Consider the following 24,739-nt stretch of genomic DNA (forward strand, 5'->3'; position numbering starts at 1 on the left):
CCATATCAATCTAAACTTAAACAAATTCGCAATGATTGTAATTTTTTTATGAATATTCCAAAAACTAAAAATCCGTTTAGAAAATTTCTAAACGGATTTTTAATGTTTGAATGATTTTAAATTCTACATTTTTATAAATTTCGTGGTGTAACTTCGTTCATCAGAAATAACTTTTATCAAGTACAAACCACTTGATAAATCCTCAACATTAATTTTAGTTAAGTTCGATGTAAACTGTTTCATCTTTTTACCAATTACAGAATAAATTTCTATTTTAGTTAAGTTGATTACTTTAGAATCGATATTTAAACTATTCTTTACAGGATTTGGGTATAACTTTAAAGATTCTGAGAGTATATTATCTTCAGTGCTTAAAACACAACTATTCCCTACTGTATAGGTTAAATATTTAGTAACTGCTAACCCCCCAGCAAAAGCGAATTTACATGCATAACTTATAGTTTGTCCATTGGTAAAACCGCTAACTGTTTTTGTGAATTTTTTACCAGACACCAAACTCATTTGAGTTTCAGAAAATGGCGTTTGTCTCCATAAGTAAGCAATAACTCCTGTTTTCTCAGCATCTAACAACTCAAAAGTAAAAGTAACATTAGATCCATTTGTTACAAACTCGTAAGAATATCCTGTAGAAAAAGTACCATCAATTGAATCACTTGAAGTACCAGAACATTCTGAATTGGTGTTTGCCAATGTTGTTGCTTGTAAATTTATAGGATTATTAGCAGCCAAATTATTTGAAGGATCTTTAGCTTGAACGCTAAAAGAATAGGCTGTTTCTGGATTTAAACCATTTATAACATGCGATTTTTGAACTCCAGAATCACCAGTAACAGTTACAGAAGTATTCGCATAAGTAATTTCGTACACAACTTTACCAGAATCATCTGTTGCATTTAATAAAAGTTGAACAGAAGATGACGCAATTGTACCAACATTTGCAGTAAAGTTTTCTGGAGCAGTAGTATCTGAACTGCTTCCTGTACAACTACTTCCCACAACATAATCGAAGTATTTTGTTGCAGACAAACCTCCTGAAAAGGCAAACTTACAGGCATAACTTATAGTTTCACCAATTGTAAAACCACTTATTGTTTTAGAAAAAGTTTTGCTTGCCACTTCTTGCATCTGTGTTTCCGAAAATGGAGTTTGCTTCCATAAATAAGCTACTACTCCACTTTTATTTGTATCTAATAGTTTAAATGTAATTTCTACGCTTGTACCTAAAGTTTCAAAAGTAACTTCGTAACCTTGTGAGAAAGTTCCTTGTTGTGCATCTGTAGAAGTTTCTGAACATTTTTTCTCTTCTACTACAGAAATTGTAATTACTTCTGATGTTGTTTTTGCAGCTAAATTATCTGCTGCAATGGCTGTTATTTGATGCGACCCAAGACTGGCTCCTGACCAAACAAAACTAAATGGGGCTGAATTGTCTTCTCCTAATTTTGTGGCTCCATCAAAAAATTCTACCAATGTAACAGTACCATCCAAATCATTGGCGGTTGTAGAAATTGTAATGTCTGCACCTTCTTTAAAAGAGGCATTATTACTTGGAGATGTAATTGAAATGGTTGGTTTAATATTCCCAGAACTTGAAACCAAAACTAAAACTTCGTCTGAAGCTTCATAAGTGCCATCACTTACAGTTAATTTACATTTATAAACACCTTCTACCAAATTAGATATATTTGGAGAGGCAATTGTTTTATCATTAAAAACAATAATTGTTGGCCCATATATTTGTTCCCAAGAATATGTAATATTTTGTCCTTCAGGATCATTACTTGCAGAACCGTCTAAATTCGCAGTTGTATTTGGTGTAATTACAGAAACATTTGCTCCTGCATTTGCAACTGGTGGAACATAAGATAAAGGACTGCTGTAAGAAAAAGTCATTTTACCAAAATTAAACTCACCACTCACAATAAATAAACGCAGTATATTTTCACCTTTTCTTAATTCTATATTCGAAACATTTTCTGTTCTCCAAACATCCCAATCTGAAGAATAAGGCACATAAATATCTGGGCTTACTTTTTTGCCCTCCACTTCGAAATAAAAAGGTCCACCACCTGCAGAATTTCCAGAAGCATATCTATAACTTAAATTATAATTACCTGCTGTTTGAACATCAATCGTATATTCCATCCATTCTCCAGCTGAATTCCAACCTACAGTTGCTCCTTCTCCATTTACAGAGATTGCATCAATATTTTCATCGGTTCTAAAATCGCCATTATTGCCTATAGAAGTATCTACATAAGAAATATTTTGTCCTTTTCCTCCTTCAAATTTATCATAAAAACCAGCTTCTAAAACACCAGGAATAACAGTTGGAGTTCCTAAATAAGGTACTTGCTCTCCCACTTGAACTTTTACAATATTGGTAACATTAAACTCATTATTCACAAATACTTTAGCATAAAAACCATGCACACCTAATATTAAATTATCTGCTTTAAACTCGTAAGGTGCTGTTGTATCTTCGCCTATGGAAATTGTTCCATCAAAAAACTCAACTTTTGTAACGCCACTTCCTGTAATATTTGCTGATAAATTTACACTTCCATTAGGAAAAGCCTGAATGAAATCTGAAGTTAAAACACCACTTACATCCACATCTCTACTTGTTTTCATCTGATTTGCAGGCACAGTTAATTGGTATCCATCAGAAAAAGAAACCACAATTTGAGCATCAGAATAATTATGAGCCACATAAGTTGTTTCTCCATTTTGCTTAAAAACACCTGCTATTGGGTAGTTTGCTGTAATTGTTGCATCTACAACACCTAAGGCATTTACAGAATGCAACCAATGATAGGTTTGTGCATCAGAAATACCAAACTTTAAATTTCTTTCTGGATATGCATTGTATAAATCTACAGCTGCTTGAGGGTTAGACATTGATAAATATTTCCAATAGGTATCGTGCCATAAATTATCATTATCTTCTTTACTTAAAACACCTGTATTTTGTGAAATTTCTGTCCAAAGTTTTTGTGCATATGCTTGGTTGTGTCCTAAATAAAAAGAACCTCCATGAATTGGATACATTTCTATACCATAAGAAGCTGCAATATCTGCTGTCCAAAAAGTACCATTATCAGAAGAATTTCCCCAAACACGTGAAACCAAACTGTATTGTTGATTGCTCGGAAAATTACGTTCATATACATCAAACCAGTACTCTTCTACAGCAGTTTGTTCTGTTGTGTAGATATAAATTCCTAAATCTCGAATGGCATTATTTTCTGTAATAGTTCCCCAATGAATTAAAGAAGAGGCAAATTGCATGCTTTCTGATGTTGATTCTTGGTCATTTCCTTGAGGAAAAGTAGCAAAACCATTTGCCCAACTATGACCTGCATAAGGACTAAAATTTCTTAAAAACGGGAATTTTGTGTCATTTCTATCAGAAGAAGCTGCATCACTAATTAAAGTATTAATCATTGGACCCCATTGAGAAACCCAACCAGGTTCAAACTGTTCCATAAAAGCAGCAGCATGTATAAAATAACCCCAGTGAAAATGATGATCATTAAGGTTTGTATCTTGTCCATGACCTGAAGGATAGCCTAACATTGCTGACCAAGTAGAATTGTAGTAAAACAAAAATGCCTTTTCTCCAGACTCATACGTTAACCAATCTTCTAAACGTTCTTTAACAGTTGCAATCATTTTATTTCTTGCTGCAATATTGCCTGTTTGATCTGCGATTCTAGCAGTTTGTATTAAACGATTCATTACTTGACCTTCGTTGTAAGAATCTGTCCATGTTGCTAAACCATCATTTTCTATTTGAGAAATTTTAGCATCTAAATCAGAAGGACTAAAACCTGTGCTGTAATTTGCCAAATAAGGTATTGTTGGTAAAATTCCTTTAAATGTATTTTCTACTGTAAAACTGTTGCCAGCTAACATTTTTAATTGTCCTCTAACAGAACCATATGTATATGAACTTGGCACTGGAGAACTAGAACTTGTATTGTACCATTGATGTGGTAATAAACCCAATAACATATTAGAATTTGAGCCTTCTTTTATATTTGTAGTTACTGAGAAAGTGGTTGTTACTTTCGAGTTACTTTCGTTATAATTCCAGGATGTAGTTGTATTTATTGGAAAAACATAAGCATATTGTTTTAAATCTTGAGCTACAGCAATTACATTACTTGTGTTTTGAGGCAACATTGCCATAGACCAATATGTTTTACCATTTAAAGTAGATGTAAAAGTATTTCCTGATTGATTCCAAATACTTCCTAATGGTGCATAAAAAACAAAGTCTTGACCATTTGAAGCATTTTCTACAATTAAAACCTCGTTATTGATTGTTGTGGTGCCAGAATTTACTTTTATCACCACAACATCGTCTGCATCTTTTTCATAATACAAAAATGGCATGCCAATTCCTGAAGTTACTTTTAACTCGTTATCAGCATCTTTCCAATTCATGGTAACTGTCCAATCTGAGTAATCTGAAACTGTAGTTTTATCTGTATTTAAACCTGATAAACCTACTTCAATTGGGGCTGAATCGCCAATAACTCCCCAAGGAATATACGTAACAATTAAACCTGTATTGGTGGTTTTCATGGTCATTGGATAATTGAATAAATTATCTGCATGATTCTCTTTTACTAGCTTAGACCACCAATCATTAGTGGGTACAGGTTTGCCCAGAGCATTGCCACTTAATTGCGGTGCACCTGATGGGAAACCATTTCTTCCTGCTGAATCTGTTCCAGGAAAAGTATTGGTATAACTTCCATTACCAACCTGAGTGGTTTGTGAAAAAATTGAAAAACCTATTAAAAAAAAGGTATATTGAATTACTTGTTTTAACATTTAATTATTGTTTTTGTAAATTTAAAGAATTTAATAGTTACTATTCCTAATTTTCACCCTACAAAAACTATACAAAGGTTACTAATTTAATTAAGTGTCGTTTTCTTATTAGATTGCAATAAAAAATCCGTTTAGAAAATTTCTAAACGGATTGCTATTTTAACTAAACTCATTTCTATTTCTTTCTTAAATAGATGTTGCCTAAATTGGCATTTAATTTCATTTTTACTTTGCCAGATTTTAACTTTAACTTCATTTGTTGCAAGTTATTCTGCTCCTTTTCTTCATCAACTTTAAAATTGATGTCGCTAAAAATATCACTTGCTATAGCATCTATATTTACATCCGAAGTTTCTGGTATGGTAATATCTATAAAACCATTATTACTGTAAATTGAGTATAAGAATTTTGGTGTTTTTTTATCAAACTCAATCGTTACATTACCACCAAGAGTGTTTATAGAAACTGGGCCTGTAACGTCTTTAAGTTTTGTGTTATTTAAGGTTGATGATATGGATACTTCTCCATCGAAATTAGATAAACTCGAACCTTGTGAATTGTAAAAAACATACTGATTTTTAGCTTCTGACTTATTGTTACAGCTATTAGTTTGCCAATTTAGTTTGATACTATTTGGTATTTTAATTTCATACCTTTCATTACTAATCATTACTAATTGTCCTTCAGTTTTATCTTTAAAAATAAGTTCTCCATCTTTTTCTTCAATGGTAAAATAAATACCAAAATCTGAGTTTTCATTGTTTTTTCCTAGTTTTTTTAATCCCTTTTTTTTGTCATCATCATTATTAATAAAAAACACCTTTCCTTTATTCTTTAAATTAGTTTTTTTATCATCAATATATGCAATCTCATTTACACCAAATTGGACTTCCCATTTACCTTTTTTAGTAGAATCTTTTGTTTTCTCATTTCTTTTTTCAACAGCTGCTATCCTTTTTTTATTTCCTCCATAAGCAAAGCCATTTATATTATTTTTACTATCAAAAGAATAAGCAGAAATAGATGTTTTTTCATGCATACTTTTAATAATTACTTCATCTCCATCATAACCTTGAATTTGAAAGTTTTTCGAAGAGCATATTTTTAAAGTTCCCTTATTGAATTTTATTTTTTTCTCTTGTGCATTTGTATTTAAAAAACCAAGAAATATTGCAATTACTATTATAAATTTAAGTGTTTTCATGTGTTTATTTTTTAATTTCTAACATAGCTAAAGTTGCATTACTTTTAACTATTGGAAAGGTTTGTTCATCTTTTATTATGTTTTCTAAAGATTTTTTCGCGCGATTTTCCCTTAAAAAACTTAATGCTTTTATTAATTTTATTTGTACCAAAGGCTTGTCTTCTTTTTCCAAAGCTCTTATTAAATTCTTTCTAATTTTTTCATTTTGTGGAAATTGTAATAAAGCATCAATCGTTGCAATTTTTACATTGGCATTTTCATCTTTATGAATAATTTCTATGAGTCTTGTAATAATTTGATCGTCTTCTTTTTTGAATTCATCGTTAAATTGATAAACAGCTTCCAGTCGTTTTCCTGCAGATTCGTCTTGCAAATTTGCCATCAATTCTTGTTGTTCTGCTGAAACTTCGTTTTGATTTAAGAACCAATATCCTACAGAAAGCAAGATAGCAATACAAGCAGCTACAGAAACATATTTTAAATAAATAACTTTATGTTTTTTAGATTGATGAAACTCTTTTGCTAATAATTTTTCAAAAGATAAATCTGCATTTTTAGACATTATATCATCATTAAAAGCTGTCTTGTTTTCTTTGATATACTCTTTTAATTTCATATTGTTTTTATTTTTTTATCATCAATAAAAGTTGGTCTTTTCCTCTTTTATATTGGTTTCTTACAGTGCTTTCTTTGATGTTTAATAACTCCCCTATTTCTCTATGATTGTAATCTTCAATTAAATAGAGATTTAAAATAATGCTGTATTTTTCTTTCAAATTATTGATACATTCTTTAACAAAATCAATAGAAATATCATTTTCAATTTCATCATTTTCATCTTCACTTTGAGTTTCTAAAATCAAAGTTTCTTCCACCCAAACTATCTTTTTTTTGTCTCTAATAATATCCAAAGATTTGTTAACCACTATTCTTTTTAACCAAGCTCCTAAATTTGCATCATCTTGCAATTGATGTATTTTTTGAAACCCCTTTATAAAACAATCTTGCACAACATCTTCTGCTTCTTCCCTACTTTTTAAAATTCTTACTGCAGATCCAAACATCATATTTTTATAGGCATTATATACCTCTATTTGAGCTGTATAATTATTCTCTTTGCATTTTTGTATGAGCCGTGTTGTATTCAAAAAATAGGCTGGTTAATTTTGTTTACACTATAAGAACGTGAAAATTTGAGAAGTGTCGCAAAAATTTTTTAATTTATTTTAAATATTATCAATCGAAATATTTTTTTAAGAATGAAAAATAGAATGATAAGTTTATCTTAATAAGTTCTCGATACAAATTTCTTGAAAAAAGAAATTTACTCGAACTGACAGCCTAATAAAATCTAAATTTATATAAAGAAAAAAGCCGTTTCGAAAATTTCGAAACGGATTCTTGAATAATATACTATTTTGACGATTTTAATCGAAATCTGTATCCATTTTTAGATAATCTAAAAACTCTCTTTTGGTATCTTTTTCTTTGAATTTACCTCCAAATTCAGCAGTAACCGTAGAACTTTCTATGTCTTTTATTCCTCTAGAATTTACACATAAATGTTTCGCATCAATTACACAAGCAACGTTTTGCGTACCTAAAGCTTCCTGCATCGCTTGCACCACTTGCATGGTTAATCGTTCTTGAACTTGTGGTCTTTTAGCAAAATATTCTACAATTCTATTCATTTTAGATAAACCAATTACTCTTCCATCAGAAATATAAGCAACATGAGCTCTACCAATTATTGGTAATAAATGATGTTCGCAAGTAGAATACACAACAATATTCTTTTCCACCAACATTTCACCATAATTGTAATTATTTTCAAATGTAGATGGCTTTGGCATATTTTTAGGGTTTAAACCCATAAACAGTTCATTTACAAAAGCTTTGGCAACTCTTTTTGGAGTGCCTTTTAAGCTGTCGTCTGTTAAATCCATGCCTAAAGTGTTTAAAATATCTTTCACACTTTCTTGGATTCTATTTATTTTTTCTTCATCAGAAATAGCAAAAGCATCTGCTCTTAAAGGAGTTTTTGCTGAAGTTCCTACATGGTTTTCGCCAATTTCTTCTATTCTTTCGTCATTCATTTTGCTGTTCAATTCAAACATTTCAAACTAATTAGAGTGCAAATTTAAGTTTTTACAACGTAGTATTTTAATTTTATTATCAATAATGCCTATAGTATAATCATTCTTAATAAGAAACCTGCTTCAACTATTTTAGTTGAGAAACTAACTCTGAAAAAGAACAATTCGTTTGTTCTCCAGAAATCATGTTTTTTAAGGTGAATTCTTCTTTTTTTATTTCGTCAGAACCTACAATTACTACATATTTAATGTCTCTTTTATCTGCATACATCATCTGTTTTTTCATTTTTGCAGCATCAGGATAAATTTCAGATTTTATATTATTAGCTCTTAATTTATCAATTGCTTTCATACAATACAAGGCTTCTGCATCACCAAAATTTACAAATAAAACTTTTGGTTTTGGCAAATCGACAGTTTTGAACAAACCTAATTCTTCTAAAACCAAATAAATTCTGTCTAAGCCAAAAGATATTCCAACTCCAGAAACATCTTTCATTCCAAAGATTCCTGTTAAATCATCATATCTTCCACCACCACCAATAGAACCCATGTTTACACCTTTTGGTGCAGATACTTCAAAAATGGCTCCTGTATAATAATTTAAACCTCTTGCTAAAGTTACATCTATTTCTAAATCAGCAGTTTGCAAACCTAATGCACGAATAGATTCAATTACAAAACGCAATTCTTGCACACCTTGCAAACCTTCTTCTGATGCTTGCAGCATGTTTTGCAAAGCGTCTAATTTGTTTAAATTAGAACCTGTAAAAGTGAATAATGGTTGTACTTTTTGAATGGCATCTTTAGTAATTCCTTTTTCCAGCATTTCTGCTTCTACTTTCTCTTTCCCAATTTTATCTAACTTATCTAAAGCTACTGTAAAATCGATGAGTTTGTCTTGTGCACCAATAACTTCTGCAATTCCAGAAAGTATTTTTCTGTTGTTTATTTTGATGGTTGTGCCTGTTAAACCTAAGCTTGTAAAAACAGTATCATATAGCTTTACAAACTCTACTTCTTGCCATAAAGATTGGCTTCCAACAACGTCTGCATCACATTGAAAAAACTCTCTAAAACGTCCTTTTTGTGGTCTGTCTGCTCTCCAAACTGGTTGAATTTGATAGCGTTTAAAAGGAAAGGTTATTTCATTTTGATGTTGCACAACATATCTTGCAAAAGGAACTGTAAGGTCGTATCGTAAAGCTTTTTCAGAGATTTGATTAGTAACTTTATTACTATCTTTTTCCTGCAAGAGTTTTTCATCAGCTTTCGATAAAAAATCCCCAGAATTCAAAATCTTAAAAATTAATCGATCTCCTTCCTCACCATATTTTCCCATTAAAGTATCTGAGTTTTCAAAACTTGGAGTTTCTATAGGTTGAAATCCGAAAGTTTCAAAAGCTGTTTTAATCGTGTTTATGATATATGTGCGATTGGCAACTTCTGTGGGCGAAAAATCTCTTGTTCCTTTTGGGATGCTTGGTTTCATTAAAAATAGTTTTTGGTTTTTAGTTTTTGGTTTTTAGTGTTTCCACTTTGAACTTAAAACTTAAAATTCAACACTCGCAAATATAAATTGCGCGTGCAAATATCGTGAAAAACTTATACTTTTTTAGATGTTCTAAAGGTTTTATTTCGTCTTCGCAAAGAATACAAAGAAGCATTTAATTCAAAACCTAACAACAAAATAATGGCATTTAACCATACAAAAAGCATTAAAATTAGCAATGTACCAATAGAACCATACAATTGGTTGTATTGTGCAAATTTAACCACATAAATACCAAACAAATAAAAGGTGCATAATGAGAGAAAAGTGGTTAAAATAGCACCTGGTGAAAAGAATTTTATTTCTTTGCCTTGCTTGGTTCCATATCTAAATAGTAATGAAACAATGGTGAAAATCATCACTAAAAAAAGAAAAAATCTTCCATAATAAAACAAGTTTAAATCGTTGGTATTAAACCAGCCTCTTTCATCAATTTTTGTAAGTGCCACTTGATATATAATTACCAGAGTAATCGTAACAATTAAGAAAAAAGACGTTAACAAAGAAACCCCTAAAGACACGATATAGGTTTTAAAACCATTGCGCAATTCTACTACGTGATATGAATTTTCGAAACCTCCAAAAATAGCATTGATTCCATTGGTCATTAAAAAAATAGAAAGTAAAAAACCAAATGATAACAAACCTCCATATTGGTTGTTTACAATATCTTTAATTACTGTATTTACAGCATCGAATGTTTGAGGTGGCAAAACGTCTTTAATAAATGAGAACAAACCTTCTTGAAAACCATCTATAGGTATATATGGAATTAATGTTAAGATAAATAATAAAAAAGGGAAAACAGCCATAAAAAAACTAAACGCAATTCCTCCTGCTCTGGTGGTTAAAGCACCTTTTAAAATGCCTATGGTATACATTTCTAAAACATCGTATAAAGACATTCCTTGCAAACCTGGTATTTTAATTTTTTTACCAAATTTTACTAATAAATTTACAATCGGTATTTTTTGAAGTTCCTCTTCTAATTCTTTTGACATTTAATTAAAGTTACAAAGTTTGAAAGTTACAAAGGCTCAAAGTCTTATTGTTATTTTATTGTTGATTTTATACTTCTTATAAAACTAGCTAACATTCTTTCAATTTCTCTTGACAATTCATATAGATTTTCAAAATTTTCTTTATTGATATATTTTAAATTAAAGGCAATTTCTAATTGTGTTTGTAATTCAAAAAGTGATGATATAGCAATATTTAAAAAACGAAGATATTCTTTATGACCTTCTCTTCCATAACCTTCAGAAATATTGCTAGGAACCGAAATTGCACTTCTTCTTATTTACGAAGTTAAACCAAACATTTCTTCTTTAGGAAACGATTTAGATTCATTATATATTTCAGTTACAAAACTCATTGATTTTTGCCAAACTAACAAATCTCTAAACGTTTTCATTTTTTTCGTTTTTTACGAGTTGCAAAGTTAAAATTAGTTTCAAAGTTGCAAAGTTTTTCTTTTTTATTAATCTATGTACTATGGCACTTTTCAACTTTGAAGCTTTGTAACTCTAGAGAGCTTTTAAACTTAAATCCATATTATAAACCGAGTGCGTTAAAGCCCCAGATGAAATAAAATCAACTCCACATTCTGCATATTTTCTAATGGTTTTTTCGTTAATTCCTCCAGAAGATTCTGTTAAACATTTGTTGCCAATTAATTCAACCGCTTTTCTGGTGTCTTCGTAATTAAAATTATCAATCAAAATTCTGTAAACACCTGAATTTGAGAGAATTTCTTTTATTTCCTCTAAACTTCTAGCCTCCACAATTATCTTAATATCAAGATTTTTTTCTGCTAAATACTTTTTTGTTTTTGTAATGGCTGCTGTAATTCCGCCTGCAAAATCTATGTGATTGTCTTTAATCATTACCATGTCATACAAAGCAAATCTGTGGTTTTCTCCACCTCCAATTTTTACAGCCCATTTTTCTAAAGCTCTAATTCCAGGAGTTGTTTTTCTGGTGTCTAAAACTTTGGTTTTTGTGCCTTTTAATAAATCAGCAAAAAAAGCAGTTTTTGTAGCAATTGCAGACATTCTTTGCATCGCATTTAATACCAAACGTTCTGCCATTAAAATAGATTGCGATTTGCCTGAAACATGAAAAACAATATCACCAAATTTTACTGTTGAACCATCCTTTATAAAAGTTTCTACTTTTAAATCTTTATCAACATAGTTAAAAACTTGTTTTGCAAACTCAACACCAGCAATAATTCCATCATCTTTTACTAGTAATTTTGCTTTTCCTTTAGCATTCGCAGGAATGCAAGAAAGTGAAGTATGGTCTCCATCTCCAACATCTTCTCTAATCGCATTTTTAATTATAAGTTCTAATTCGTATTTAAATTGTTCTTCAGTAATCATAAATTATTATTCTGATGTAAAAATAACAATGATTTTCAACTTTATGAAAGTTCTTTACCTTTTATGTTTTAAAACTGATAAATTTGTTATCCAAAAATAAATTAGAGATTTCTCGATACAATTTTCTCATAAAATCGAAAATCACTCGAAATGACAGCTTTCAAATGAAAATTAAACTATTAGCAATCGGAAAAACTGATAACAAACATTTAATTCAGTTAATTGATGAATATCAAAATCGTTTAAAACATTATATAAAGTTTGAATTAGAAATAATTAATGATATTAAAAATGTTAAGAATTTAAGCGAAATTCAGCAAAAAGAAAAAGAAGGTGAACTCATTTTAGAAAAACTGCAAAACACAGATGTTTTAATTTTGTTAGATGATAAAGGAAAACAGCACACTTCTTTAGAATTTTCTAAATATTTGCAAAAAAAAATGAATGCTGGTATTAAACAATTAGTGCTAGTAATTGGAGGACCTTATGGCTTTTCTGAAGCCGTTTATCAAAAAGCCACAGGAAAAATTTCACTTTCTAAAATGACATTTTCGCACCAAATGATTCGTCTTTTTATTGTCGAACAATTGTACAGAGGCTTTACTATTTTAAAGAATGAGCCTTATCATCATGAATAAAAGAAGCCCATCCCAATCTTACAAAATGGAAAGCGTTCTATACTTTGTGGTAAATAATATTTATGATTTGCGGAATTTGTAAAATTCGCCTCTAACTTTTGTAACTTTGAACTTTAAAATTTGAACGCTATAATATGAAACTGGTTTTTGCAACTAACAATTTAAACAAACTTAAAGAAGTGCAAGAAATGCTACCAAACTCAATAGAATTAATGAGTCTAAAAGATATAAATTGTTTTGATGAAATTGATGAAACAGAAACAACTTTGGAAGGAAATGCAAAATTAAAGGCAGATTACATCACTCAAAAATTTGGTTATAATTGTTTTGCTGATGATACTGGTTTAGAGGTTGAAAGTTTGGACGGAAAACCAGGAGTTTATTCAGCACGTTTTGCTGGAGAACCCTCGAATGCTGAAAATAACATGCAAAAATTATTAGCTGAACTGCAAAATAAAAAAAATAGAAAAGCACAATTTAGAACTGCTGTTGCTCTAAATATAAATGATAAAAAGTTTCTATTTGAAGGGATTTGTAAAGGGGAAATTTTAAAATCTAAACAAGGTGAAAAAGGTTTTGGTTACGACCCAATTTTTAAGCCTAAAGGATTTGATTTATCTTTTGCAGAAATGGATTCTGAAGCCAAGAATAAAATTTCTCATAGAGGAATTGCAATACAAAAATTGATTGATTTTTTAAACGATTATAAATAGATTTTTTATTCTTGTGAAAACAGGAATCCATAAAAAATAAGAAATTAAATAAATAGATTCCTGCCCACGTAGAAATGACAGAATGGACAATAAATCATACACAAAACACTTTATTCTCTTATCAGTTTTACTGGTTATTTTGTTCTTTGTAAATATTAGTTTAGGTTCTGTTTCTATTCCTTTTAAAGATATTTTTTATACTTTAATTGGCGGCATTCCTGCCAAAGAAAGTTGGGAACCCATCCTCCTTAATTTTAGGTTACCAAAAGCAATTACTGCTATTTTAGTGGGTTCTGGTTTATCTATTTGTGGTTTATTAATGCAAACTTTGTTTCGAAATCCGTTAGCTGGTCCTTTTGTTTTGGGTATTTCTTCTGGTGCGAGCTTGGGTGTTGCATTGCTAATTTTAGGTTCGTCGTATTTAGGAGGATTTTTAACAACGTCATCAATATCAAATTGGTCTTTGCCAATTGCTGCAAGTTTAGGTGCTTTTTTAGTTTTATCTGCAGTAATTATTGCAGCGAACAAAGTAAGAAACACCATGTCCATTTTAATTATTGGATTAATGTTTGGTAGTTTAACCTCTGCAATTATTAGTGTTTTGGCCTATTTTTCGGAGGCTGCCCAAATTCAGCAATATTTATTTTGGAGTTTTGGAAGTTTAGGTAACTTATCTTGGAATGAAATTTTTGTATTTTCCCTTATTTATTGCATTGGAATTATAGGAAGTATTTCTGTTATAAAACCTTTAAATAGTTTTTTACTAGGTGAAAATTACGCCAAAAGTTTAGGAATTAATATTAAAAAAAACAGAATCATTATTTTATTAATTACCAGTCTTTTAACAGGTGTTATTACTGCTTTTTCGGGCCCAATTGCCTTTGTTGGTTTGGCTGTACCTCATATTGCACGAATGTTTTTTACAACCTCGAATCATAAAATATTAATTCCTGCTGTAGCTATTTTTGGTGCTATTATTTTATTAATTTGCGATGTAATTGCACAATTACCAACCAGCGAATTTACACTTCCAATTAATGCAATTACTTCTTTATTTGGAGCGCCTGTTGTGATTTGGTTGCTCATTCGAAAAAAGAAAATATTTGTTTAGGCTTCGAAAAGATGAGTCTAACATTCGTTACATAAATTGAAATTTAAAAACCTTGAAAATTTGAAACTTTAAACCTTTGAAACTAGATAATAAAAATATCGTCTTAAAAACTGAAAATCTATCCATAGGTTATCAAAGTAAAAAAGCGCAAAATATTGTGGCTTCAAAGATTCAGTTATCCATAGAAAAAGGAAAATTAGTAACTGTTTTAGGTAAAAATGGTATAGGAAAATCAACTTTATTAAGAACCATTTCTAAAGTTCAAAAACCGTTAATTGGTACTGTTTTTATCAATCAAAAAAATATAAATGAAATTTCAAATAAAGAGCTTTCTACTGCTTTGAGTTTGGTTTTAACTGAAAGATTACCCGAAAGTCAAATTACTGTTTTTGAACTAGTTGCGCTTGGAAGACAACCTTATACAAATTGGATTGACACGCTTTCAGAAAAAGATTTAAATAAAATAAATTGGGCAATTGAACAAACAGAAATCAATCATTTAAAAGAAAAGTTTTTTTATGAATTGAGTGATGGGCAATTACAACGCGTTTTAATTGCAAGAGCTTTGGCACAAGATACAGACCTAATTATTTTAGATGAACCAACTGCGCATTTAGATTTGCATCACACTATCAAAATATTTTCTTTGCTTAAAAAATTGGTAAATGAAACTTCTAAAACCATTATTTTATCTTCTCATGAAGTAAATTTATCTATTCAATTTGCTGATGAAATTATACTTTTTACAGATGAAAAAATACATACTGGAAGCCCATTAAAATTAGTTGAAATTGGTGCTTTTGATTATTTATTTCCTAAAGAAATTGTAAGTTTTAACAGAAATTTAAAACAGTTCATCATTAACAAGAAGTAATTTTGAAAAGTCTGTAACTTTTTGTTACTTTTGATTGCTAAACTTATTAAATTAATACTTTTTTATTCAATGAAAAATATACTTTATGTTGCTAGTGCACTAGCTTTTATGGCTTGTAGCTCAAGCAAAGACGCATCCAAAGAAGATGCAAATGTAGATCAGGCAGCAAAATATGCTGCAACAATTACAGCTAAAGATTTAGGAAAACATTTATTTACGTATGCTTCTGATGAATTTGAAGGTAGAAATACTGGTGAACCTGGTCAGAAAAAAGCGGTTGAATATTTAAAGAATTTTTATGTAAGTCAAGGAATCGTTTCTCCAATTGGAGGTGATGATTATTTCCAAGACATTTCTGCAGAATGGTTAAATAAAAATTCACGTCGTGGAAATTTAAAATCTTCAGAAAATGTGGTTGCTTTCATAAAAGGAACTGAAAAACCAGATGAAATTATTGTTATTTCTGCGCATTTAGATCATGAAGGAATTAAAAACGGAGAAATTTACAATGGTGCAGATGATGATGGTTCTGGAACTGTAGCACTTTTAGAAATTGCAGAAGCTTTTAAAATGGCTTCTAAAGCAGGAAAAGGTCCAAAGCGCTCTGTTTTATTTTTACACGTAACTGGAGAAGAAAAAGGATTATTAGGTTCTAAATATTATACAGATGAAGAGCCTTTATTTCCATTAGCGAATACAGTTTGTGATTTAAATATTGATATGATTGGTAGAATTGATGACAGACACAAAGATGACCCTAATTATGTTTATTTAATTGGATCTGATAAATTGAGTACAGAACTTCATGAGATTTCTGAAGCTATGAACAAAAAATACATGAACATTAATTTGGACTATAAATACAATGATGAAAATGATCCAAACAGATTTTACTACAGATCAGACCATTATAATTTTGTAAAAAATAATGTGCCAATTATTTTTTACTTTAATGGTACACATGCAGATTACCACAGACCAACAGATACACCTGACAAAATTAATTATGAGTTGTTAGAAAACAGAACACGTTTGGTATTTTATACAGCTTGGGAAGTTGCAAATAAAGAAACTAGAATTATAGCTGATAAAGCTGAAGTTAAAAAAGAAGAAACAGGAAAATAATTGAATGTTTTTCAAAATTTAAAACCGAACAAATTAATTTTTGTTCGGTTTTTTTATGGCTTTAAAATATATCCTGCAATTGCTATAAAAATTATTATTTGAGCCCATTTTAAATAGATCCCAATATTTCTGTTTTCTTTTATTTTTTCTGAAATCTTACCCGCTAAAATTGCAATTATAGAAAATATAATTAAAGAAACCAGCATAAAAAAAAATCCAAGAACATAAAATTGAAGGATGGTAGAAAGTGAATCAGAAAATAAAAATCCAGGAAAAAAAGCAAGAAAGAAAATAGTTACTTTAGGATTTAAAACATTCATAATAAAACCTTGCTTATATAGTTGTGAAGTACTTTTCTTCACCACATTTTCATCAGAAAAAGAAATTTTTGCATCTGCTTTAAAAACTTTAAACGCTAAAAACAAAAGGTATACTGCACCAAACAATTTGATCATAAAATATAAATTTTCTGATTGTTTAATAATCGCAGAAATACCGAATGCTAATAAAGTGGTGTGAATAATACATCCAGAAATTAAACCGTAAACAGCAGCTAATCCATATTTTTTGCCATTTACAATACTCTGTGTTAATACAAAAATATTATCTGGTCCAGGAGAAATTGCTAAGACAGAAGTGGCGAAAATAAAAGATAAAAGAGTTTCTATCATCAATAAAAATTGTGAATAAAAGTAAAATATAACTAATTATGAATTCTTTAAAATGGCTTTATTAATGCTTTTCACCAAACTTGGTCCTTCGTAAATAAAACCAGTATAAATCTGAACCAAGTCTGCACCAGCGTCAATTTTTTCTAGAGCATCTTTTTCTGAATGAATACCTCCCACTCCAATTATAGGAAACGATTTGTTAGAATTATCTGCTAAATATTTAATAACCTTTGTACTTTGATTTTTAATGGGTTTACCACTTACTCCACCATTTCCAATCTCTTCCAAACGTTCTTTAGAAACTTTTAAATTATCTCTAGTTGTAGACGTATTTGAGGCTATAACTCCATCAATATTTGTTTCTGCAACCAATTCTATAATTTCATCCAATTGTTGATTGTTTAAATCTGGAGCAATTTTTAATAAGATTGGTTTTTGTTTTTCTTTGCTTTTATTTAGTTTTTGGCAAGCTGTAATTAATTCAATCAAATAATCTTTATCATTTAATTTTGCATGACTGCCTACATTTGGGCAACTTACATTTAGTACAAAATAATCTACAAAAGGATGCAAGCCTTCGAAACACTCTAAATAATCTGATGTATAATTTTCTGGCAAAGTTTGCGTATTCTTTCCAATATTTCCGCCAATAACTACTTTGTATTTATTTTTTTTTAACTGTTGAATTGCGGCTTCTAAACCTTCGTTATTAAAGCCCATTCTATTTATAATTCCTTTATCATCTTTTAAACGAAACAATCTTTTCTTCGGATTTCCAACTTGGCCTTTAGGCGTTACTGTACCAATTTCTATAAAACCAAAACCAAAGTTGGCAAGTTCGTTGTACAAAACTGCATTTTTATCGAAACCAGCAGCTAAACCCACAGGATTTTTAAAAGTGATTCCAAACAAAGTGCGTTCTAACTTTTTATCATTAATTTGATAAATACTTCTAAAAAGACCGGGAATAAAAGGAATTTTTGATAAAAAACGAATGAGTGAAAAAGTGAAATAATGTATTTTCTCTGGATCGAAAAGAAAAAATATGGGTCTTATTATTAGTTTATACATAATTTATCTGTCAGGTTGAGCGCAGTCGAAACCTAAAATTAAATCTTTACTTTAAACTTCTCGACTGCACTCGAGAAGACTTTATAATTATAAAAAAAGCTCCAAAAAGGAGCTTTGAAATTATCTTAAAACAGCATCTAAATTCTTTTCAAAAGTTTGCTGTAAATTTTGCATTATTTTATCAATTTGATTGTCTGCCAAAGTTTTAGTTTCATCTTGTAATAAAAAACTTATAGCATACGATTTTTTACCTTCTGGTAAATTCTCACCTTCATAAACATCGAACAAATCTACTTCTTTCAGTAAACTTCTTTCAGATTGAAATGCTAAATTATAAATGTCTTTAAATTCAGTTTTACTATCTAACAACAAGGCTAAATCTCTTTTTACTGATGGAAATTTTGATAAATCAGATACTTTAATTTTTTGATTTCCAGATAATTTTAAAATACTTGCCCAATTAAAATCAGCAAATACAACAGCTTGTTTAATTCCGAATTCTTTTAAAATACCGTTTTTAATCACTCCAAATTCCACCAATTTAATTTTTCCTAAACTCAAGTTTAATCCTTCTGAAAAAATATCATTTTTAGTTGGTGAATTTTTTAAATTCTCAATACCTAATCTGCTTAAAATGGCAGTTATAATTCCTTTCAGATAAAAGAAATCAGAAGTTTTTGAAACTGTATTCCAAGAATCTTTTGTTCTATTTCCTGTAACAAAAAGTGTTAAATGCTTGTCTTCTTGATATTTATCATTATATTTATGATAAGATTTACCAAACTCATAAAATTTTAGTGAGTTATTTTTTCTATTTAAATTGTAAGAAACAGACTCTAAACCACTAAACAATAAAGATTGACGCATTACACCTAAATCGTTGCTTAAAGGATTTAACATGACAACATTTGCTTCTTCATTAAGGTTTTCTGATAATTTTGTATAATCAGCTTTTGTTAAAGAATTTGCCATAGTTTCATTAAAACCTAAAGCACTTAATTGGTTTGCAACAATATTTTCTATTTTGGTATCGTTATTAGAATCAAAAGAAATAGATGTATTTAGTTTGTAAGAATACTCAATATTATTATAACCATAAACCCTAAGAATTTCTTCAATAATATCTGCTTCTCTTTGAACATCTGTTCTATAAGAAGGTATGGTTAAGCCCAAACCCCCTTCAGTTTCACTATTAATTTTAATCTCTAAAGAGGCTAAAATATTTTTTATAGTGTCTTTCGGAATTTCCTGACCAATTAACCTATAAGCGTTTGTATACGACAAGAATACTTGAAAATCCTCAATTTTTGTTGGATAAAAATCAGAAATATCAGAAGCTAATTTACCCTCTGCATATTCTTCTATCAATAAAGCTGCTCGTTTTAAAGCATATTCTGTTTTATTAATATCTATACCTCTTTCAAAACGAAAAGAAGCATCTGTATTTAAACCATGTCTTTTTGCAGATTTTCTAATAGAAACAGGATTAAAATAAGCACTTTCTAAAAAGATGGAAGTTGTATTTTGGGTTACTCCAGAATTTAATCCACCAAAAACACCAGCAAGACAAAGTGGATTAGAATCATCATCGCAAATCATAATATCTTCAGAAGATAATTCTCTTTCTACTTCATCTAAAGTTGTAAATTTTGTACCTGCTTTTAATGTTTTTACCTTTATCTTATTTCCCTTAACTTTCTGAGCATCAAAAGCGTGTAAAGGTTGCCCTAATTCGTGAAGTACATAATTTGTAATATCTACAATATTATTTTTAGGAGTAATACCTATAGCTTTCAATCTATTTTTAATCCATTCAGGAGATTCCTTCACCTTAACATCTGTAATGGTTAAACCACAATAACGTGGAACCAATTCTTTATCATCAACCTCAACATCGAAACGTAATGTGCGTTCATCTACATGAAAATTACTTACAGAAGGAGAAATTAATTCTAGTTTTAAATCATTCTGAATTAACCCTGCTCTTAAATCTCTTGCAACACCATAATGACTCATAGCATCAGATCTATTTGGAGTTAAACCAATTTCGAAAATATGATCTGTTTCTACTTTAAAAACTTCAGAGGCAAGTGTACCAATTTTAATTTCATCACTTAAAACCATAATTCCATCATGACTTTTACCAAGACCTAATTCGTCTTCAGCGCAAATCATTCCATGGCTTTCTTCTCCTCTAATTTTTCCCTTTTTAATCTTAAAACCAACACCTTTTTCATCATATAGCATCGTACCAATAGTTGCCACAGGTACTTTTTGACCAACAGCTACATTGGGTGCTCCACAAACAATTTGTAACGGATTTTCTGTTCCAATATCTACAGTAGTTATTTTTAATCTGTCTGCATTTGGGTGCTGTATACAAGTTAAAACCTCACCAACAATTACCCCCTTTAAACTTCCTTTTACAGATTCTTTGGTTTCTATACCTTCCACCTCTAAACCTAAATCAGTCAGCAATTCACCAGTTTTCACTGGCTCCCAATTTATATGAAGAAATTGTTGCAACCAATTATAAGATATTTTCATATTTTTTTTTTGACATTTTCTAGGGGGCTAAATTAACCATTTTTAAGGATTTTTTTAAATATTGGTATAAGTATTTTATTGTAAATTTGATGTCGATTATAAAGAAAACAAATGCGTTATATATTATTTATTATTTGCTTGTTGATTTTTGCATCTTGTAAAACTGATGAAGTCAATAATTTAGAAAAAGGAACTTATAGAGGTATTTTACAGTTGCAGGACAACCAAGAGCTCCCTTTTATTTTTGAAGTAAAAAATGACACCTTACTCACCATTTTTAATGCTGATGAAATAATTACAGTGGATGAGATTACATACACAAATGATTCTGTAAGAATCCAAACACCTGTTTTTGAAGGATATATTATTGCAAAAATAGAAAATGATTCTTTGAAAGGTAGTTTCATAAAACCAAGTTTAGACAGAATTGTTCCTTTCCTAGCTATTAAAAGCAATATTCGTTTTCCATCAAAAAAAGAAGCACTAAAAAATGTTTCTGGAAATTGGGAAACATTGTTTAGCGAGAATTCTGTAGCAGATAAGTACATTGCGAAAGGCATTTTTAATCAGAAAAACAACAAGGTTACTGGTACTTTTAGAACTTTAACTGGAGATTATCGATTTTTAGAAGGGATTGTAGATGGAGATTCTCTAAAACTCTCTGCTTTTGATGGTGCACACGCTTTTTTATTCAAAGCTAAAGTTACAGATTCTGCTATGAACGGTTTTTTTTATTCTGGAAATCATTGGAAAGAACCTTTTACAGCCAAATTAAATAACGCTTTTGAATTACCAAATGAAGAAAACTTAACTTTTATCAAAGAAGGTTATGAGCAATTCGATTTTTCTTTTCCAGACACAAGAGGTAGAATCGTTTCTTTAAGCGATCCTGAATATAATAATAAGGTAGTTATTCTGCAAATTATGGGAACTTGGTGTCCTAATTCTTTAGATGAAAGTAAGTTCTTAGTAAACTATTTAAAAGAAAACCCAAACAACGATTTAAAAATTACATCCATCGCTTTTGAGGTGGCCAAAACAAGAGAAATTGCCTTTCATAGAATTAATCGTTTAAAAGAAAAAATTGGTATCGATTATCCTGTTTTATTAGCAGATTATGGAAATTTAGCAAGCAAGGTAGTAGCGCAAAAAAAACTACCCATGTTAGATAATTTTATTTCGTATCCAACTGCTATTATTATTGATAAAAAAGGAAACGTTAGAAAAGTTTATACAGGTTTTAATGGCCCTGCAACTGGTGAAAAGTTTATTGATTTTAAAACAGATTTTACTCAATTTGTTTCTACATTATTAAATGAAAAATAACTTTAAAATGTTTAGTAAAGTACCAAATTACATAAGATATATATTTGTTAACTATTTTTTATTACTACTTTTTAGCATCATTTTTAGAGGAATTTTCTACTTTTTTTTTGCTAGTTTAGATAGCGCAGATTCCTCAGAAATTCAAAGAGCTTTTGTTTTAGGTGTTCGATTTGATATGAAACTGACCAGTATTTGTTTGTTTCCTCTAGCCCTTTCTATTTTAATAGCGAACACAAAATTTTTTACGAAATTATTCTTTAAAAGATTTGCTTCTTTTTATCTACTAATCGTTTATTTAGTTTTAACGCTATTTTACCTTTTTGATTTTGGCTATTTCGATTACTTATCCATAAGATTAGATGCAGCATCTTTGCGTTTTCTAGAAGATCTAAAAATATCTACTCAAGTTTTATGGGAAAGTTACCCAATACTAAAAGGTGTTTTAGGATTACTCTTATTTGGATATCTGATTTTTAAAGGTTCAAAATTATTGTATTCAAAATGTAAAGAAGACCTTTTTATAGTTTCTAAAAAATTAAAAGCAGTTTATTTTATTGGTACTTTTTTACTTTTAAGCTTCGGAATTTATAATAGTTTTAGTCATTATCCTTTAAGATGGAGTGAGGCTTTCTTTTCTAAAAACAATGCTGTAAATCAATTTGCATTGAATCCTGTTTTGTACTTTTTCGACAGTTTTGCTTTTAGAAGTGAAGGTGTAAATATGAATGAATTTAAAAAATATTATCCTGTAATTGCAGAAGAATTAGGCTTGCCAAAAAACAAAATTTCTTTTGAACGAAAAGTATTCTTTAACGACACCTTAAAAAACAAACCTAACGTTATTTTTGTAATGTTAGAATCTGTGGGTGTAAAACCTTTAAGTTTCTATGGAAACCCAATAAATAGCTCGCCAAACATAGATGCATTGCATAAAAACAGTATTAGCTTTCCTAATTTTTATGTACACAAATCTGGAACAGCTGCAAGCGTTTTTTCGAGCGTAACAGGCTTGCCAGATATAGATGATGTAAATACAGCTTCTAGAAACCCTATGATTATAGATCAGCGAATTTTGTTTGATCAATTTAATGGGTATGAAAAATTATATTTTTTAGGAGGAAGTGCAAATTGGGCAAATATTAGAGGTATTTTTCAATCGAATATTAAAGATTTAAAAATTTTTGAAGAAGGTAGTTATGATACTGAAAATAGAGCTGATGTTTGGGGAATAGATGATTATGAACTTTTTGCAGCATCTGACCAAGAATTGAAAAAACTGCATGAACAAAAAAAGCCTTTTGCAGCTTATATACAAACAGCCTCGAATCATATTCCTTTTACGGTTCCTGAAAAAAAAGAAACTTTTACACCACTTTCTGAAGATGCAATAACGAGCGATTTATTAGAAAAATCTGGATTTAAATCGGTTGCTCAATTAAATGCTTTGCGTTATTTAGATTTTAATATTGGGCGTTTTTTAGAACGTACAAAAGAATCTGGCTATTATAACAATACTGTATTTGTTTTTTTTGGCGATCATAATACCATGATGAACAGAAATGATCAATACACAAATGAATACGATTTAAACATAAATTTACAACATGTTCCTTTGTTAATTCATGCTCCAAAAATTACAGCTCCAAAAGTAATTTCTAAAAACGGAAAACTAATTGATATGTTTCCAACAGTTATGAGTTTGTTAAAAATGAATTACACAAATTATACTTTAGGAAGCAATCTTTTAGATACAACGAGTCATAAAAAAACAGCTTCTTTTGTATATCTAAAAATGAATGGAGAACCAACAGTTGGTCTGCTTCAAGATAGTTTATACTATTATAAAACAAACGTTTCTAAAACAAAAGGTTTGTACAATTTAAAATCTGAAAACTTAGAAGATTTGAAGAAGAAATACCCTAAAAAAACTTTAGAAATGGATAGTTTATTATCAGCTTATTATCACTCTACAAAATACTTGTATTTTAACAATAAAAAATCAATCGAATAGTTTTTTATCTATCCTTTTATAAATGGCAAAGTAACAATTTGCTAAAAGCACACCAGAACAAATTCCGAAGAAAATATCTAAAGGAAAATGCACTCCTAAATACAATCTAGAGTAAGAAAAGATCATAGGAAAAAATAAAAGCAGTGGTATGTATTTGTATTTATCCTTAAGCATAAGCACCACATAAACTGTAAAAAAAGTAGAAGTAGTTGCATGCCCAGAAATAAAACTAAAACTCTGCGGATTTATTAATGTTCTTAATAAATGCTTAATTTCTTGATCGTTGTTTGGCCTTAATCTGCCAAAAAAGTTTTTAATAAGATTGGTAAATTGATCTGAAAAAGCGACTAAAATTATCATTGATAAAATGATAAATCCACCACGTTTCCAACCAAAAGATTTTATAATTAAGAACAAAATAAAAACAAACAATGGAATCCAATTTAATTGGTTTGTAACTGCCAACCAAAATGGATCCCAATATTCGCTTCCTAAATTATTTAAGAATATGAGAAGTTCTTTATCTTTTTCTATAATCGTTTCAAACAAA

19 protein-coding genes and 1 pseudogene are annotated in these 24,739 nt (G+C 29.6%); 7 read left to right on the top strand and 13 right to left on the bottom strand.

Going from position 1 to position 24,739, the window contains the following annotated elements; genetic code table 11:
- Positions 1-123 precede the first annotated feature (123 nt).
- The 9 genes and pseudogenes from WAO74_RS02000 to nadC all read right to left on the bottom strand — a co-directional run bounded on the left by WAO74_RS02000 (position 124) and on the right by nadC (position 12,102).
- Positions 124-4,866 carry a glycosyl hydrolase gene (locus WAO74_RS02000; RefSeq protein ID WP_422159246.1) on the bottom strand — a complete coding sequence of 1,581 codons (4,743 nt, stop codon included), beginning with the start codon at positions 4,864-4,866 and terminating at the stop codon, positions 124-126.
- 175 nt (positions 4,867-5,041) lie between these two features.
- Positions 5,042-6,070: a hypothetical protein gene (locus WAO74_RS02005; protein ID WP_422159248.1), complete on the bottom strand. Its 1,029-nt coding sequence runs from the start codon at positions 6,068-6,070 to the stop codon at positions 5,042-5,044.
- A 4-nt stretch (positions 6,071-6,074) separates the two neighbouring features.
- The gene (locus WAO74_RS02010) at positions 6,075-6,686 is read right to left on the bottom strand and encodes a HEAT repeat domain-containing protein (protein ID WP_422159250.1); all 612 of its coding nucleotides are present in this window, start codon (positions 6,684-6,686) and stop codon (positions 6,075-6,077) included.
- Positions 6,687-6,693: 7 nt separating this feature from the next.
- Positions 6,694-7,218, bottom strand: coding sequence for an RNA polymerase sigma factor (locus WAO74_RS02015; protein WP_422159252.1), 525 nt, complete (start codon positions 7,216-7,218; stop codon positions 6,694-6,696).
- Positions 7,219-7,497: 279 nt separating this feature from the next.
- Positions 7,498-8,166, bottom strand: coding sequence for a GTP cyclohydrolase I FolE (gene folE / locus WAO74_RS02020; RefSeq protein WP_422159254.1), 669 nt, complete (start codon positions 8,164-8,166; stop codon positions 7,498-7,500).
- 127 nt (positions 8,167-8,293) lie between these two features.
- Positions 8,294-9,658, bottom strand: coding sequence for a histidine--tRNA ligase (hisS, locus tag WAO74_RS02025; RefSeq protein WP_422159255.1), 1,365 nt, complete (start codon positions 9,656-9,658; stop codon positions 8,294-8,296).
- 113 nt (positions 9,659-9,771) lie between these two features.
- Positions 9,772-10,719: a YihY/virulence factor BrkB family protein gene (locus tag WAO74_RS02030; RefSeq protein ID WP_422159256.1), complete on the bottom strand. Its 948-nt coding sequence runs from the start codon at positions 10,717-10,719 to the stop codon at positions 9,772-9,774.
- Between the two features lie 50 nt (positions 10,720-10,769).
- Positions 10,770-11,132: pseudogene (locus WAO74_RS02035) on the bottom strand (four helix bundle protein).
- A gap of 112 nt (positions 11,133-11,244) precedes the next feature.
- Positions 11,245-12,102, bottom strand: a complete 858-nt coding sequence (gene nadC, locus WAO74_RS02040; protein ID WP_422159257.1) for a carboxylating nicotinate-nucleotide diphosphorylase — start codon at positions 12,100-12,102, stop codon at positions 11,245-11,247.
- A gap of 164 nt (positions 12,103-12,266) precedes the next feature.
- Here nadC and rlmH point away from each other — a divergent pair, with 164 nt between their 5' ends.
- The 5 genes from rlmH (at position 12,267) to WAO74_RS02065 (ending at position 16,563) form a co-directional block, all read left to right on the top strand.
- Positions 12,267-12,740: a 23S rRNA (pseudouridine(1915)-N(3))-methyltransferase RlmH gene (gene rlmH, locus WAO74_RS02045; protein ID WP_422159258.1), complete on the top strand. Its 474-nt coding sequence runs from the start codon at positions 12,267-12,269 to the stop codon at positions 12,738-12,740.
- Between the two features lie 134 nt (positions 12,741-12,874).
- The gene (locus WAO74_RS02050) at positions 12,875-13,453 is read left to right on the top strand and encodes a non-canonical purine NTP diphosphatase (protein ID WP_422159260.1); all 579 of its coding nucleotides are present in this window, start codon (positions 12,875-12,877) and stop codon (positions 13,451-13,453) included.
- Between the two features lie 82 nt (positions 13,454-13,535).
- Positions 13,536-14,564 (top strand): iron chelate uptake ABC transporter family permease subunit, encoded by a 1,029-nt coding sequence (locus WAO74_RS02055; RefSeq protein WP_422159262.1) that lies wholly within the window; start codon positions 13,536-13,538, stop codon positions 14,562-14,564.
- A 76-nt stretch (positions 14,565-14,640) separates the two neighbouring features.
- Complete coding sequence (locus tag WAO74_RS02060; RefSeq protein WP_422159264.1) at positions 14,641-15,438, top strand: ABC transporter ATP-binding protein; 798 nt, start codon at positions 14,641-14,643, stop codon at positions 15,436-15,438.
- Positions 15,439-15,507: 69 nt separating this feature from the next.
- Positions 15,508-16,563 carry a M28 family metallopeptidase gene (locus tag WAO74_RS02065; RefSeq protein WP_422159266.1) on the top strand — a complete coding sequence of 352 codons (1,056 nt, stop codon included), beginning with the start codon at positions 15,508-15,510 and terminating at the stop codon, positions 16,561-16,563.
- A gap of 53 nt (positions 16,564-16,616) precedes the next feature.
- On the opposite strand, the gene WAO74_RS02070 is transcribed toward WAO74_RS02065, so the two are convergent.
- From WAO74_RS02070 to pheT, 3 genes are all read right to left on the bottom strand, one after another.
- Positions 16,617-17,234, bottom strand: a complete 618-nt coding sequence (locus WAO74_RS02070) for a LysE family translocator (protein ID WP_422159268.1) — start codon at positions 17,232-17,234, stop codon at positions 16,617-16,619.
- A 36-nt stretch (positions 17,235-17,270) separates the two neighbouring features.
- Entirely contained in the window at positions 17,271-18,305 is a 1,035-nt protein-coding gene (locus WAO74_RS02075) for a quinone-dependent dihydroorotate dehydrogenase (protein WP_422159269.1), read from the bottom strand.
- A gap of 120 nt (positions 18,306-18,425) precedes the next feature.
- Complete coding sequence (gene pheT / locus WAO74_RS02080; RefSeq protein WP_422159271.1) at positions 18,426-20,852, bottom strand: phenylalanine--tRNA ligase subunit beta; 2,427 nt, start codon at positions 20,850-20,852, stop codon at positions 18,426-18,428.
- A gap of 111 nt (positions 20,853-20,963) precedes the next feature.
- On the opposite strand from pheT, the gene WAO74_RS02085 reads away from it, so the two are divergent.
- Complete coding sequence (locus WAO74_RS02085; RefSeq protein ID WP_422159273.1) at positions 20,964-22,178, top strand: peroxiredoxin family protein; 1,215 nt, start codon at positions 20,964-20,966, stop codon at positions 22,176-22,178.
- A gap of 7 nt (positions 22,179-22,185) precedes the next feature.
- The gene (locus WAO74_RS02090) at positions 22,186-24,189 is read left to right on the top strand and encodes an LTA synthase family protein (protein WP_422159275.1); all 2,004 of its coding nucleotides are present in this window, start codon (positions 22,186-22,188) and stop codon (positions 24,187-24,189) included.
- On the opposite strand, the gene WAO74_RS02095 is transcribed toward WAO74_RS02090, so the two are convergent.
- Positions 24,178-24,738 carry a phosphatase PAP2 family protein gene (locus tag WAO74_RS02095; RefSeq protein WP_422159277.1) on the bottom strand — a complete coding sequence of 187 codons (561 nt, stop codon included), beginning with the start codon at positions 24,736-24,738 and terminating at the stop codon, positions 24,178-24,180. The two genes, WAO74_RS02090 and WAO74_RS02095, sit on opposite strands and share 12 nt — an antisense overlap.
- Position 24,739 lies beyond the last annotated feature (1 nt).

Source organism: Polaribacter sp. (assembly GCF_049276715.1).
Taxonomy (GTDB): Bacteria; Bacteroidota; Bacteroidia; order Flavobacteriales; family Flavobacteriaceae; genus Polaribacter.

What these genes read in the sequence shown, in the direction of transcription:
- WAO74_RS02090 (WP_422159275.1), top strand. Translation starts at nt 22,186, where the DNA reads ATGTTTAGTAAAGTACCAAATTACATAAGATATATATTTGTTAACTAT.
- WAO74_RS02030 (WP_422159256.1), bottom strand. Translation starts at nt 10,719, where the DNA reads ATGTCAAAAGAATTAGAAGAGGAACTTCAAAAAATACCGATTGTAAAT.
- rlmH (WP_422159258.1), top strand. Translation starts at nt 12,267, where the DNA reads ATGAAAATTAAACTATTAGCAATCGGAAAAACTGATAACAAACATTTA.
- WAO74_RS02070 (WP_422159268.1), bottom strand. Translation starts at nt 17,234, where the DNA reads ATGATAGAAACTCTTTTATCTTTTATTTTCGCCACTTCTGTCTTAGCA.
- WAO74_RS02055 (WP_422159262.1), top strand. Translation starts at nt 13,536, where the DNA reads ATGGACAATAAATCATACACAAAACACTTTATTCTCTTATCAGTTTTA.
- WAO74_RS02085 (WP_422159273.1), top strand. Translation starts at nt 20,964, where the DNA reads ATGCGTTATATATTATTTATTATTTGCTTGTTGATTTTTGCATCTTGT.
- nadC (WP_422159257.1), bottom strand. Translation starts at nt 12,102, where the DNA reads ATGATTACTGAAGAACAATTTAAATACGAATTAGAACTTATAATTAAA.
- WAO74_RS02005 (WP_422159248.1), bottom strand. Translation starts at nt 6,070, where the DNA reads ATGAAAACACTTAAATTTATAATAGTAATTGCAATATTTCTTGGTTTT.
- folE (WP_422159254.1), bottom strand. Translation starts at nt 8,166, where the DNA reads ATGAATGACGAAAGAATAGAAGAAATTGGCGAAAACCATGTAGGAACT.
- WAO74_RS02075 (WP_422159269.1), bottom strand. Translation starts at nt 18,305, where the DNA reads ATGTATAAACTAATAATAAGACCCATATTTTTTCTTTTCGATCCAGAG.
- WAO74_RS02000 (WP_422159246.1), bottom strand. Translation starts at nt 4,866, where the DNA reads ATGTTAAAACAAGTAATTCAATATACCTTTTTTTTAATAGGTTTTTCA.
- WAO74_RS02065 (WP_422159266.1), top strand. Translation starts at nt 15,508, where the DNA reads ATGAAAAATATACTTTATGTTGCTAGTGCACTAGCTTTTATGGCTTGT.
- WAO74_RS02010 (WP_422159250.1), bottom strand. Translation starts at nt 6,686, where the DNA reads ATGAAATTAAAAGAGTATATCAAAGAAAACAAGACAGCTTTTAATGAT.
- pheT (WP_422159271.1), bottom strand. Translation starts at nt 20,852, where the DNA reads ATGAAAATATCTTATAATTGGTTGCAACAATTTCTTCATATAAATTGG.
- WAO74_RS02050 (WP_422159260.1), top strand. Translation starts at nt 12,875, where the DNA reads ATGAAACTGGTTTTTGCAACTAACAATTTAAACAAACTTAAAGAAGTG.
- hisS (WP_422159255.1), bottom strand. Translation starts at nt 9,658, where the DNA reads ATGAAACCAAGCATCCCAAAAGGAACAAGAGATTTTTCGCCCACAGAA.